The sequence below is a fragment of the Streptomyces sp. NPDC056160 genome (genome assembly GCF_042268205.1).
Classification (GTDB): Bacteria; Actinomycetota; Actinomycetes; order Streptomycetales; family Streptomycetaceae; genus Streptomyces.
This window is the reverse complement of the sequence record NZ_JBHJUW010000203.1, coordinates 1-11,572: the sequence shown is the minus strand read 5'-3', so window position 1 is coordinate 11,572 and position 11,572 is coordinate 1. Positions and strand designations below refer to the sequence as shown.

Annotated in this window: 12 protein-coding genes; 5 read left to right on the top strand and 7 right to left on the bottom strand. The window is 72.6% G+C overall.

Annotated elements, in window-relative coordinates; translation table 11 throughout:
• The 3 genes from ACFC02_RS39210 to ACFC02_RS39200 form a co-directional block, all read right to left on the bottom strand.
• Window positions 1-767 (bottom strand): DUF2637 domain-containing protein (locus ACFC02_RS39210; RefSeq protein WP_376367241.1); only part of this gene is annotated, 767 nt, incomplete at its 3' end.
• A gap of 91 nt (window positions 768-858) precedes the next feature.
• The gene (locus ACFC02_RS39205; protein ID WP_376367239.1) at window positions 859-1,806 is read right to left on the bottom strand and encodes a DUF3558 family protein; all 948 of its coding nucleotides are present in this window, start codon (window positions 1,804-1,806) and stop codon (window positions 859-861) included.
• 176 nt (window positions 1,807-1,982) lie between these two features.
• A complete protein-coding gene (locus tag ACFC02_RS39200; RefSeq protein WP_376367237.1) occupies window positions 1,983-2,873 on the bottom strand; it encodes a DUF3558 domain-containing protein in 891 nt (296 codons plus the stop codon).
• A gap of 203 nt (window positions 2,874-3,076) precedes the next feature.
• Between ACFC02_RS39200 and ACFC02_RS39195 the strand changes: the two genes are divergently transcribed.
• Entirely contained in the window at window positions 3,077-4,270 is a 1,194-nt protein-coding gene (locus ACFC02_RS39195) for an RtcB family protein (RefSeq protein ID WP_376367235.1), read from the top strand.
• Window positions 4,271-4,276: 6 nt separating this feature from the next.
• On the opposite strand, the gene ACFC02_RS39190 is transcribed toward ACFC02_RS39195, so the two are convergent.
• The 4 genes from ACFC02_RS39190 to ACFC02_RS39175 all read right to left on the bottom strand — a co-directional run bounded on the left by ACFC02_RS39190 (window position 4,277) and on the right by ACFC02_RS39175 (window position 6,988).
• The gene (locus ACFC02_RS39190; RefSeq protein ID WP_376367233.1) at window positions 4,277-5,545 is read right to left on the bottom strand and encodes a GNAT family N-acetyltransferase; all 1,269 of its coding nucleotides are present in this window, start codon (window positions 5,543-5,545) and stop codon (window positions 4,277-4,279) included.
• 43 nt (window positions 5,546-5,588) lie between these two features.
• Complete coding sequence (locus ACFC02_RS39185; RefSeq protein ID WP_376367231.1) at window positions 5,589-5,801, bottom strand: hypothetical protein; 213 nt, start codon at window positions 5,799-5,801, stop codon at window positions 5,589-5,591.
• A 5-nt stretch (window positions 5,802-5,806) separates the two neighbouring features.
• Window positions 5,807-6,583: an SDR family NAD(P)-dependent oxidoreductase gene (locus ACFC02_RS39180; RefSeq protein WP_376367229.1), complete on the bottom strand. Its 777-nt coding sequence runs from the start codon at window positions 6,581-6,583 to the stop codon at window positions 5,807-5,809.
• A gap of 63 nt (window positions 6,584-6,646) precedes the next feature.
• A complete protein-coding gene (locus ACFC02_RS39175; RefSeq protein ID WP_360980058.1) occupies window positions 6,647-6,988 on the bottom strand; it encodes a YnfA family protein in 342 nt (113 codons plus the stop codon).
• Between the two features lie 276 nt (window positions 6,989-7,264).
• Between ACFC02_RS39175 and ACFC02_RS39170 the strand changes: the two genes are divergently transcribed.
• The 4 genes from ACFC02_RS39170 to ACFC02_RS39155 all read left to right on the top strand — a co-directional run bounded on the left by ACFC02_RS39170 (window position 7,265) and on the right by ACFC02_RS39155 (window position 11,516).
• Entirely contained in the window at window positions 7,265-8,368 is a 1,104-nt protein-coding gene (locus ACFC02_RS39170) for an LLM class flavin-dependent oxidoreductase (RefSeq protein WP_376367226.1), read from the top strand.
• A complete protein-coding gene (locus tag ACFC02_RS39165; protein WP_376367224.1) occupies window positions 8,365-8,997 on the top strand; it encodes a CE1759 family FMN reductase in 633 nt (210 codons plus the stop codon). The genes ACFC02_RS39170 and ACFC02_RS39165 overlap by 4 nt, the downstream gene beginning before the upstream one ends.
• A 284-nt stretch (window positions 8,998-9,281) precedes the next feature.
• Complete coding sequence (locus tag ACFC02_RS39160; protein ID WP_376367243.1) at window positions 9,282-10,004, top strand: response regulator transcription factor; 723 nt, start codon at window positions 9,282-9,284, stop codon at window positions 10,002-10,004.
• The gene (locus ACFC02_RS39155; RefSeq protein ID WP_376367222.1) at window positions 10,005-11,516 is read left to right on the top strand and encodes an ATP-binding protein; all 1,512 of its coding nucleotides are present in this window, start codon (window positions 10,005-10,007) and stop codon (window positions 11,514-11,516) included. It begins immediately after the preceding gene.
• The last annotated feature ends 56 nt before the right edge of the window (window positions 11,517-11,572 follow it).

Sequence of the window (11,572 nt, the reverse complement as noted above, 5' to 3'; positions counted from 1 at the left end):
CCGCCGGCCGGCACCGCGCGCTGCGCGTCGGCGGCCACCGCCGCCCGCGGCTCGGGCGCCGGCGGGATCAGCGCCGGCTCGATCCCCGCCGCCGCCAGCCCCGCCGGGGCCGTCTGAGCCAGGGGCACCCCGTAGCGGGCCAGGCGCAGCGGCATCAGCGACTCCACCGGGGCCTTCCTGCGCCACGCCCGGCCGAACCGGGACCGCAGCCGCGCCTGGTAGACCAGCCGCTCCTGCTCCAGCTTGATCACCTGCTCGTAGGAGCGCAGCTCCCACAGCTTCATCCGCCGCCACAGCAGGAACGTCGGCAGCGGCGACAGCAGCCAGCGGGTGAGGCGGACGCCCTCCATGTGCTTGTCCGCCGTGATGTCCGCGATCCGGCCGACCGCGTGCCGCGCCGCCTCCACCGCGACCACGAACAGCACGGGGATCACGGCGTGCATGCCCACACCCAGCGGGTCCGGCCAGGCGGCGGCGCCGTTGAACGCGATCGTCGCCGCCGTCAGGACCCACGCCGTCTGACGCAGCAACGGGAAGGGAATACGGATCCAGGTCAGCAGCAGATCCAGTGCGAGCAGCACACAGATACCCGCGTCGATGCCTATCGGGAACACATAACTGAAGTTCCCGAAGCCCTTCTTGACGGCCAGCTCGCGCACGGCCGCGTACGAACCCGCGAAGCCGATACCGGCGATGACCACGGCGCCGGTCACGACCACGCCGATGAGAACCCGGTGCATCCGGGTCAGCTGCAGTGGCGCGGCCACTCGTACTCCCCTCCCCTTACGTCCTGTTGCGCGCAACAGAGTGGCACATCTGTCCGGGGAACGGGTGGCCGGATCCGCTGTCCCGCCCCGCTCAGCTGTCCGAGGACGACTTGGACGCGGAGTGCGACGGCGACGCGGAGGGCGACCCGGACGCCCCCTTGGACGCCGACGGAGACGCCGGCTTGCCCGAGGACCCCGCACCCGAACCCGGCCCACCGGACGAACCCGGCCCACCGGACGAACCCGCGTCAGCGCCGTTCGCCTTCGTCACCGACGCCACCGCCTCCTTGGCGGCCTTCGCCGCGTCCTTGGAGAGGTCGTCCGCGTCCGGGGCCTTGTCACCGGCCAGACCCGCGCCGTTGTAGTCGAGGGTGACCACCACGTTCTCCACCCGGGCCACGACCGTCTGCTGCTTGAAGGTGCCTTCCTTCTTCTTCAGGTCGTAGCGCACCGCCGTCGCCTCGTCGCCCGTCCCCGACACCGGCTGCGACTTGCTGCCACGCGCCCCGTCCACGGACTGCGCGTCCTGCACCTGCTTGCGGTAGTACGCCTGGGCCTGGGTCTCGCCCGTGCCGCGCGCCGCATCGGACTCGAAGCGCAGCAACGACACGTTCAGCCAGCGGTACTGGGAACCCTTCACCCCGTTGTTGTCCAGCCCGTTCCACGAACAACTGGCCCGCGTCGACACATCACTGGACGTACCCGCCTTCGCGGACTTCGCGCCCCGGGGCACCAGGTCGTCCAGCGTCTTGCGCGCCAGCACCTTGCACGCGTCCGGCAGCTTGCCGTACGCCGCCGGCTGCACGGTCGGCGACGCGCTCGGGCTCGCCGACGTCTTCGCGTCCGCCGACGGGGCCGACGCCGCCCCGTCCGATCCCGACCCCGAACCGGAGTCCGAGGAGGAACAGGCCGCCGCCAGCAGCATCACGGGCACCCCGGCCGCGCAGACGAGGGCACGGTGCAGCCGCTTCGCCCGCGGGCCACGCCCCCCACGTACCTCACGCTGATCACGCTGTTCTCGCTGAGCTGCTCGCTGCATGGTTCCTTCACTCATGACGCTCGTGGTCCCCTGCGGTCTGATCGGTGCGGTTCTGTCCGTGCGGTCTGATCGGGTGCGGCCTGATCGGGTCGGAGGGCCACCGTACGCAATCGGTCCGCCGTGTGGTTCGCCGCCGCCGGGAGCACGGCACCGCGCCAAGTGCCGCTCCCGGCGCGTCAACCGCCCAGCGAATTCGCGAGCCGCGCCGCCAGATTCCGGGCCTTGTCCTGCATTTCCTTGCTGTCGGGGACCACGCCGACAGCGGTCGGCTGCTCCTCGTAGTCGATGGTCACGATCACGTTCGACGTGCGGAACGCCACAGTCACCGTCCGCTGTTTGACCGTCGAACCGGAGCTGCTGAGCGTGTCGTCCACGAACGCCTCGTCACCGAGGTCGTCGAGCGTGCGGGGCTGCACCTCGGCCGGATCGGTGGCCGGGGCGGAGCCCGACGAGGAGGAGGACGGGGAGGCGGGCGTACCGGAGGCCGGGGCGGACGGGCTGCCGCCGGAGCCACCGCCCGCCGGCGCTCCCGCCCCCGTGCCCCCTCCCGTGCCTGCGCTCGTGCCCGCTCCCGTGTCCGTCGCGGATCCCGAGCCGGGGGCGCCGGCGGGGGGCGCGGGCAGGTCCGCGGCCGCCTGCTTGGTGGCGAACACCGCCTCGGCCTGGCTGTCGTCGCTCACGGCGTTGTCGTAGGAGACGACCCGCTCGAAGTCGACGTGGAGGTGGTCGGTGGCGTCCGTGGAGTCCACCTTCCAGCGGCAGCCGACCTTGCGGTCGGTGTCGTAGGTGAGCGTGGCCTCGCCGTCGTAGGCCTTCTCCCGCTGGTCCGGGTCCGTGATCTGCTGGATGCCGGGCAGCAGCGAGTCGAGGGTGCCGTGGCCGACCGCGAGGCAGGCCTCCGGAAGCGTGCGGTACTTGCCCGGCTGGGCAGCGGCCGTCGCCCTGCCGGGGCCGTCCGGGTTGGCGTTGTCGGCCTGCCCGTCGTCGGACGAGCCGCCGGAGCAGCCGGCCAGCAGCAGCGCCGCGAGAAACGCGGCCGCGCCGGATACGTACGCCTTCCGCAGCACGGTCAGGCTCCTCTCGACGGGGGTCGGTCCGGGGCCCCGCCCCGGTTATTCGCTTGCCGGGCGGGGGCGTCTCCTGGAGACAATGTCTATCGCACGCACTGCCGTGGACGCCGGTCCGATGCCTGTTTCGTCGACCTTGGCGCCGGTATTGCGATTCGCCGCTTCTGAGACTTCTGTTTGCTTTCCGGGGGAATGAGGACGACATGTCGTACGTGGAAATGCCGGGCGCGAAGGTCCCCATCCGCATGTGGGCCGACCCCGCCTCGATCGAGGACGTGGCGCTGCGCCAGTTGCAGAACGTCGCCACCCTCCCGTGGATCAAGGGCCTGGCCGTCATGCCCGACGTGCACTACGGCAAGGGCGCGACCGTCGGCTCCGTCATCGCCATGCAGGGAGCGGTGTGCCCCGCGGCGGTGGGCGTGGACATCGGCTGCGGCATGTCCGCCGTGAAGACGTCCCTGACGGCGAACGACCTGCCCGGCGACCTGTCGCGCCTGCGCGCGAAGATCGAGCAGGCGATCCCCGTGGGCCGCGGGATGCACGAGGACCCGGTGGACCCCGGCGGCTTCCACGGACTGGCCACGGCCGGGTGGGACGGGTTCTGGGGGCGGTTCGACGGGGTGGCGGAAGCGGTGAGATTCCGCCGGGAACGCGCCACGAAGCAGATGGGAACGCTCGGCGGAGGCAACCACTACATCGAACTATTGCTTGATTCTGCTGGCTCGGTCTGGCTCACGCTCCACTCTGGTTCCAGAAACATCGGCAAGGAACTGGCCGAGCATCACATCGGCGTCGCGCAGAAACTCCCGCACAACCAGGGCCTGGTCGACCGTGATCTGGCGGTCTTCGTCGCGGACACCCCGCACATGGCCGCCTACCGCAACGACCTGTTCTGGGCGCAGGAGTACGCCAAGTACAACCGCATGCTGATGATGGCGCTGCTGAAGGACGTGGTCCGCAAGGAGTTCAAGAAGGCCAGGCCGGTCTTCGAGCCGGAGATCTCCTGCCACCACAACTACGTGGCCGAGGAGCGCTACGACGGCATGGACCTGCTGGTCACCCGCAAGGGTGCGATCCGTGCGGGCTCCGGCGAGTACGGCATCATCCCCGGCTCGATGGGGACCAGTTCGTACATCGTGAAGGGCCTCGGCAACGAGAAGGCCTTCAACTCGGCTTCGCACGGCGCCGGCCGCCGGATGAGCCGCAACGCCGCCAAGCGCCGCTTCTCCACGAAGGACCTGGAGGAGCAGACGCGTGGCGTGGAGTGCCGCAAGGACTCCGGCGTGCTCGACGAGATCCCGGGTGCCTACAAGCCGATCGAGCAGGTCATCGACCAGCAGCGGGACCTCGTCGAGGTGGTGGCCCAGCTCAAGCAGGTGGTGTGCGTGAAGGGCTGACCCAGGTCAGTCCCGCAGCCGCTTCTCCATGAGGGTCACCGCGTACGGGCTGCCCGTGCCGTCCGTCTTCGCGGGCTGCTCGCCCACGACCGTGTAGCCCGCCGACTCGTAGTAGGCGCGCAGGCGGGGGTTGGAGGACAGGCAGTCGAGGCGGGCGCAGGGGCGGCCGGCGGCGGTGATGCGGGACTCGGCCTCGGCCAGCAGGGCGCGGCCGGCGCCGGGCGGGGCCGTGTGCGGGGTGGTCATGAGGCGGTGGATGTATCCGGCCTCCGGGGGGCGGGGGCCCCAGGCGGCGGGGTCGTCCCACCACAGTTCCCAGGCGCCGGCCAGGTGGCCGGAGGCGTACGCCAGCCAGACCTCGCCCTCGCGCATGCGCTCGACGAAGTGCGCCTCGTCCTTCTCGCCGGGCTTCCACTGGTCGATGCCGCGGGTCAGTTGCCGCAGGGCGGCCGTGTCGCGCAGGCGGACCAGGAGCGGGGCGTCGGCGGGGACGGCCCGGCGGTAGGTCAGGGTCGGCCAGGCGGTGGGGGCGGGCTCGAGCAGGTGGGCGCGGAGGGTGGCGGTGAGGGCCTGCGCGTCCAGTTCCAGGGCGTCGCTCACGTACGCCCCGACCGAGCCGTACTTCGCCTTCAGGGCGGTCAGGAACAGCCGCATCACCGCGGCGGGGGCGCGGCCGTAGCCCGGCCAGTTCGGGGTGCGGCCGCCGTTGCGGGCCCGCCAGTCGGCCAGCAGGGCCGGGCTGGCGAGTTCGGTGAGGGTGAAGTCCTCGACGACCGTGGGTTCGTCGACGCCGAGCAGGGTCAGGACCAGGGCGGCCAGCTCGCCCGTGCGGTCCTTGCCCGAGGCGCAGTGGAAGACCAGCGGGGTGTCGGAGACGGCCGCGTCGCGGATCAGTTCCAGGGCCGCGCGGATCTCCTTGGTGCCGTCCTCGGCGACCTCCATGTAGCGCTCGGCGAGGTACGGGCCCGGTTCGACCTCGGGGCCGAGCGCGGGCTGGTCGTAGGGGCGGTGCTCGATGCTGAGGTTGTGGTAGGTGAAGGACGGGTGCTCAGGTACGCGGCCCTGGCGGTCGACCTCCCAGTCGTGGCGGAGGTCGATCACGGTGCCGATGCCGAGGGCGAGGAAGCGGTCCCAGTCGGGAGTGTCCCGGCCCAGCTTGCCGAGGCCGTCCGCGCGGAACAGGCGGCGCGGGCGGACCCGCCGGCCGTCCCCGGTGGCGTACCCGCCGAGGTCGCGAACGTTGCGCAGGGCGTCGAAGCGTATGTGTCTGTCCACGGTGCGTCACCCTACGGCCGGGGGGCCGGGCGGCGCCCTGGGATCACTTCGCGTGTCGTACGGCGTAGATCATGACGAACGCCACGACGTGGATACCGAAGAGGAAGTAGCCGAGGTAGTACCAGACGTAGCGCTCGCGCCTCTTCTCCTCGGCCAGGCGCTGCCGCTCGGCGGCCCTGTCCCGGCCGGGGGTTCCCTCCTCGGGGCCTGCCGGCCCGGGGAGCCCTTGCCCGGGGGTGTCCTTCGGCGTCGTCACCGGCGTCAGTGCTCCCGGTGCACCTTGGTGTTCGACGCCTGGGCGCGGGGGCGCACGACCAGCAGGTCGATGTTGACGTGGCTGGGGCGGGTGACGGCCCAGGCGATGGTGTCGGCGACGTCGTCGGCGGTCAGCGGCTCGGCGACGCCGTCGTAGACCTTCGCCGCCTTCTCCTCGTCGCCGCCGAAGCGGGTGAGCGCGAACTCCTCCGTGCGGACCATGCCGGGCGCGACCTCCACGACGCGGACCGGCTGCCCGACGATCTCCAGGCGCAGCGTCTCGGCGAGGACGTGCTCGCCGTGCTTGGCGGCGACGTACCCGGCGCCGCCCTCGTACGTGCCGTGACCGGCGGTGGAGGAGACGACCACGACGGTGCCGTCACCGCTCGCGGCGAGCTTGGGCAGCAGGGCCTGGGTGACGTTGAGGGTGCCGATGACGTTCGTCTCGTACATCGTGCGCCAGTGGTTCGGGTCACCGGTGGCGACCGGGTCGGCGCCGAGGGCGCCGCCCGCGTTGTTGACGAGCACCCCGACGGTCTTGAACGCGGTCGCGAACTCGTCGACGGCCGCGCGGTCGGTGACGTCGAGCTGGTAGGCCGTGGCGGCGTGCCCGGCCGCGGTGATCTCCTCGGCGAGGGCCTCGATGCGGTCCTTGCGGCGGGCGGTCAGTACGACGCGGTAGCCGGCGGTGGCGAGCTGCCGGGCCGTGGCGGCGCCGATGCCGCTGCTCGCACCGGTGACGACGGCGATGCGGGAGGCGGCGGACGGTGCGGCGGGGGCCATGGGCTGCTCCTGGGGTGCGTGCGCTCGGTTCGTGCGCTCGGTTCCGTCCAGCGTAAGGGAAGGTCAGGCGCCGTTCCTCGGGGCCCACATGATCAGCGCCATCCCGGCGAGGCAGACCAGGGCCCCCGCCACGTCCCACCGGTCGGGGCGGTAGCCGTCGGCCACCATGCCCCACAGGATCGAACCGGCGACGAAGATCCCGCCGTAGGCGGCGAGGATGCGGCCGAAGTGCGCGTCGGGCTGGAAGGTGGCGACGAACCCGTACGCGCCGAGCGCGAGCACGCCGCCGGCGGCCCACAGCCAGCCCCGGTGCTCCCGCACTCCCTGCCAGACCAGCCAGGCACCACCGATCTCGAAGAGGGCGGCGACGACGAAGAGGGCGGCGGAGCGCAGGACGAGGGGCATGGGGGCAGCTTCGCACGCGCGGGTCTGGCGGCCGTGGCGGGAGTCTTGACCGGTCCGGCCCCGGCCGGGACTCCCGCGGCGACGGTGTCGGCGCTGCGAGTCGCCCGACGTGGGGCGGAGCGGGCCGCCGGGAGGCCGGTCGGGGCCCGTTCGGGGGTGCGTGCCCGCGCCGGGGCGGGCCGTCGCCCGGCTCGGCAGGGGTGCGGAATACCTCCGGGGCGGCGCTCGTTCAGGGGGGTATAGTTGAACAGTCAACAACTTGGAGGGTGAGCGACCATGCAGTTCGGGATCTTCAGCGTCGGCGACGTCACGCCGGACCCCACCACCGGCCGGACGCCGACCGAGCGCGAGCGCATCAAGGCCATGGTCGCCATCGCGCTGAAGGCCGAGGAGGTCGGCCTGGACGTCTTCGCGACCGGCGAGCACCACAACCCGCCGTTCGTGCCGTCGTCGCCGACCACCATGCTCGGCTACATAGCCGCGCGCACCGAGCGCCTCGTCCTGTCCACCTCCACCACCCTGATCACCACCAACGACCCGGTGAAGATCGCCGAGGACTTCGCGATGCTCCAGCAGCTCGCGGACGGCCGCGTCGACCTCATGATGGGCCGCGGCAACACCGGCCCGGTCTACCCCTGGTTCGGCAAGGACATCCGCGAGGGCATCGACCTGGCCATCGAGAACTACGCCCTGCTGCACCGGCTGTGGCGCGAGGACGTGGTGAACTGGGAGGGCAAGTTCCGCACTCCGCTGCAGGGGTTCACCTCCACGCCCCGCCCGCTGGACGGCGTACCGCCGTTCGTCTGGCACGGCTCCATCCGCTCCCCGGAGATCGCCGAGCAGGCCGCGTACTACGGCGACGGCTTCTTCCACAACAACATCTTCTGGCCCGCCGACCACACCAAGCGGATGATCGAGCTGTACCGCTCCCGCTACGCCCACTACGGGCACGGCACCCCCGAGCAGGCGATCGTCGGCCTCGGCGGCCAGGTGTTCATGCGGAAGAACTCCCAGGACGCGGTGCGCGAGTTCCGCCCCTACTTCGACAACGCGCCGGTGTACGGCCACGGGCCCTCCCTGGAGGACTTCACCGACCAGACCCCGCTGACCGTGGGCTCCCCGCAGCAGGTCATCGAGAAGACCCTGGCCTTCCGCGAGTACGCCGGCGACTACCAGCGCCAGCTGTTCCTGATGGACCACGCCGGGCTGCCGCTGAAGACCGTCCTCGAACAGCTCGACCTGCTCGGCGAGGAGGTCGTGCCGGTGCTGCGCGAGGAGTTCGCCAAGAACCGCCCGGCCCAGGTGCCGGACGCGCCGACCCACACGTCCCTGCTGGCCGCGGCCGCACAAGCGGCTCCGGAGGAGGCGAGCGCCGTATGAACCTCGTCGTCGTGTCGGCGGGACTGAGCGTCCCGTCCTCCACCCGGCTGCTCGGCGACCGGCTGGCCGCCGCGACCGCCGCGCGCACGGGCGCGGACGTCCGGGTGATCGAGGTGCGCGACCTCGCCGTCGACATCGCGCACAACCTCACCAGCGGCTTCCCCGGCCCCGCTCTGGCCGACGCGCTGGACGCGGTGGCCGGGGCGGACGGCCTGGTCGTCGTCACCCCCGTGTTCTCGGCGTCGTACAGCGGACTGTTCAAGTCCTTCTTCGACGTGCTCGGGGCGCGTGACAAGGACGCCCTGGCCGGCAAGCCGGTGCTGGTCGCCGCCACCGGCGGCACCGCCCGCCACTCGATGGTCCTGGACCACGCCCTGCGGCCCCTCTTCTCCTACCTGCGGGCCGTCGTCGTCCCCACCGGCGTCTACGCCGCCTCCGAGGACTGGGGCGCGCAGGGGCTGCCCGAGCGGATCGAACGGGCCGCGGGCGAACTGGCGGCCCTGATGACCGGGCGCCCCGCGCAGCGGCACCGGACGGCACCGGCGCCCGCGGCGGACGACCTGACCGTGGTCCCGTTCGCGGAACAGCTGGCCCGGCTCCGTGGCGAGGGTGCGGAGGCAACTGCGTAGCTGTGGGCTCGGAGGCGGCTCCGTAGCTGAGGGGCCGCAGGCGGCGGAGCCGAAGGCCCGGGCCCCAGGCTGCGGAGCCCAGGTTCCGGACCCGAGGTTCCGTACCCGAGGCTCCGTACCCCAGTGCGAGCCGGGGTGGGGCCGGCGGTGGGTGAGAGGACGGTAGGCGCCTGCCGCCGGTTGCGTCCGAGACGGTGAGAGGCGGGTAAAAAGGGGTGATCGTAGGCCTGCTCGCCCCGTTCGCCCCGCTGTGGCCTTGGCAGACTGGGCGCGTGCCTCAGACTGTGCTGCTCGCCGAAGACGACCGCGCCATCCGCCACGCCCTGGAGCGGGCCCTGACCCTGGAAGGCTACGAGGTGACGGCGGTGGCCGACGGCGTCGAGGCGCTCGCGCAGGCGCACAAGACCCCGCCGGACATCCTCGTCCTGGACGTGATGATGCCGGGCATCGACGGCCTCCAGGTCTGCCGGGTGCTGCGCGCGGAGGGCGACCGCACCCCGATCCTCATGCTGACCGCCCTGGTGGAGACCGCCGACCGGATCGCCGGACTGGACGCGGGCGCCGACGACTACGTCGTGAAGCCCTTCGACGTGGAGGAGGTCTTCGCCCGGCTCCGCGCCCTGCTGCGCCGCACCAGCCCGGCCCCCGCGGGCCCGGCCGCCCCCGCCGCCGAGGAGGCGCCGGCGAAGGCGCCGCAGCTGCCCGAGCGGCAGGTCGAGGCGGCCGGGATCCGCATGGACCTCCAGGCCCGCCGGGTGTGGCGCGGCACCCGCGAGGTCGAGCTGACCCGCACCGAGTTCGAACTCCTCGAACTGCTCGTCCGCAACGCCGGCATCGTCCTCGACCACTCCACCATCTACGACCGCATCTGGGGCTACGACTTCGGCCCCGGCTCCAAGAACCTCGCCGTGTACGTCGGCTACCTGCGCCGCAAGCTCGACGAACCGGGCGCCGGGCAGCTCATCCACACCGTCCGCGGTGTCGGGTACGTGCTGCGGGAGGACTGAGTGGGCCGCCTGACGCGGCTGACGGACCGGCCGCGGCCCCGGCTCTCGTCGCTGCGGACCACGTTCGCGGTGTCGTTCGCCGCGGTGACCGCCGCCGTCACCATCCTCGTGGGCATCCTGTCGTACAACTCCGCCGCCCGCTTGGTGCGCGTGGACCAGCAGTCGGTGTTCACCCAGGTCGTCCAGGACGTGCAGGACGAGGTGCGGCGCTACGACCGTACGCCCGAGGACTTCTCCTCCTCCCGCCCCGGCCACGAGGTCGTCCGCCCCAGCCGCACCGACGTCCAGGTGCTCGGCGCGCAGGGCCAGATCGTCGACCACGGCAGCCCGCAGCTGCCCGTCACCACCGACGACCGGGCCGTCGCGTCCGACGCCGTGGCCGGGAAGACCATCGAGTACACGGACGTGCCCGTCGCCGACGACGTGTACCGCATCGCCACCGTCGCGCTCGGCGACGGCCGCGGCGCCGTGCAGGTCGCCCAGGAGTTCAGCGACACCGAGGACCTGCTGCGCGCGCTCCAGCAGCGCACGCTGATCCTGATGGCGATCGTCGTCATCGCGGCCGGACTGTGCGGCTGGTGGCTGGCCCGCCGCATCACCCGCCGGCTGGTCGTCCTCACCTCCGCCGCCGAGGGCGTCGCCCGCACCCGGCGCCTCGGCGTCCAGGTGCCGGTCACCGGGTACGACGAGGTGGGCCGCCTCGGCCGCTCCTTCGACCGCATGCTCGGCCGCCTCGCCCAGTCCGAGGAGGACCAGCGCCGCCTGGTGCAGGACGCCGGCCACGAACTGCGCACCCCGCTCACCTCGCTGCGGACCAACATCTCGCTGCTGCGCCGCATCGACGAACTGCCGCCCGCCTCCCGCGAGGAACTGGTCGCCGACCTCTCCCAGGAGGCCCGTGAACTGACCGACCTCGTCAACGAACTGGTCGACCTGGCCGCCGGGCAGTCCGACAGCGAGCCGCCGCAGCGCGTCGACCTCGCCGACATCGCCGAGGACGTCGCGGGTCTGACCCGCCGCCGTACCGGACGCGACATCGTGGTCCGCGCGAGCGGCGACACGACGACCGACGGCCGGCCGGCCATGCTCCAGCGGGCCGTCTCCAACCTCGTGGAGAACGCGGCCAAGTTCGACCGCGGCGGCACGGCGCCCATCGAGATCGCCGTCCTGGGGCCCGCCCGGCCGGGCACCGTACGCGTCGAGGTCCTCGACCGGGGGCCCGGCATCGCGGAGGGCGACCTGATCCGCGTCTTCGACCGCTTCTACCGCGCCGCCGACGCCCGCTCCCTGCCCGGCTCGGGGCTCGGCCTGTCCATCGTGCGGGAGGTCGCCATCGCCCACGGGGGCGCGCCGTTCGCCTCCCGGCGCGAGGGCGGCGGCGCCGTGATCGGCTTCACCGTGGGCGCCGAACGGGAACGGGACCGTGAGAGGGACCGGGAGCGTGAGCGGGACCGCGACCGGGGGCACCACGGGGGCAAGGGGACGCTGAGCGGGCCGCGCGGCGGGGCCTGAGGGGCCTTGCGGGCGGCGGGCCCGAGGGCGGCGGGCCCGAGGGCGGCGGGCCCGCG

Excerpts from the sequence above, each read along its gene's own strand:
- ACFC02_RS39205 (WP_376367239.1), bottom strand. The coding sequence starts at position 1,806 with ATGCAGCGAGCAGCTCAGCGAGAACAGCGTGATCAGCGTGAGGTACGT.
- ACFC02_RS39195 (WP_376367235.1), top strand. The coding sequence starts at position 3,077 with ATGTCGTACGTGGAAATGCCGGGCGCGAAGGTCCCCATCCGCATGTGG.
- ACFC02_RS39180 (WP_376367229.1), bottom strand. The coding sequence starts at position 6,583 with ATGGCCCCCGCCGCACCGTCCGCCGCCTCCCGCATCGCCGTCGTCACC.
- ACFC02_RS39175 (WP_360980058.1), bottom strand. The coding sequence starts at position 6,988 with ATGCCCCTCGTCCTGCGCTCCGCCGCCCTCTTCGTCGTCGCCGCCCTC.
- ACFC02_RS39170 (WP_376367226.1), top strand. The coding sequence starts at position 7,265 with ATGCAGTTCGGGATCTTCAGCGTCGGCGACGTCACGCCGGACCCCACC.
- ACFC02_RS39165 (WP_376367224.1), top strand. The coding sequence starts at position 8,365 with ATGAACCTCGTCGTCGTGTCGGCGGGACTGAGCGTCCCGTCCTCCACC.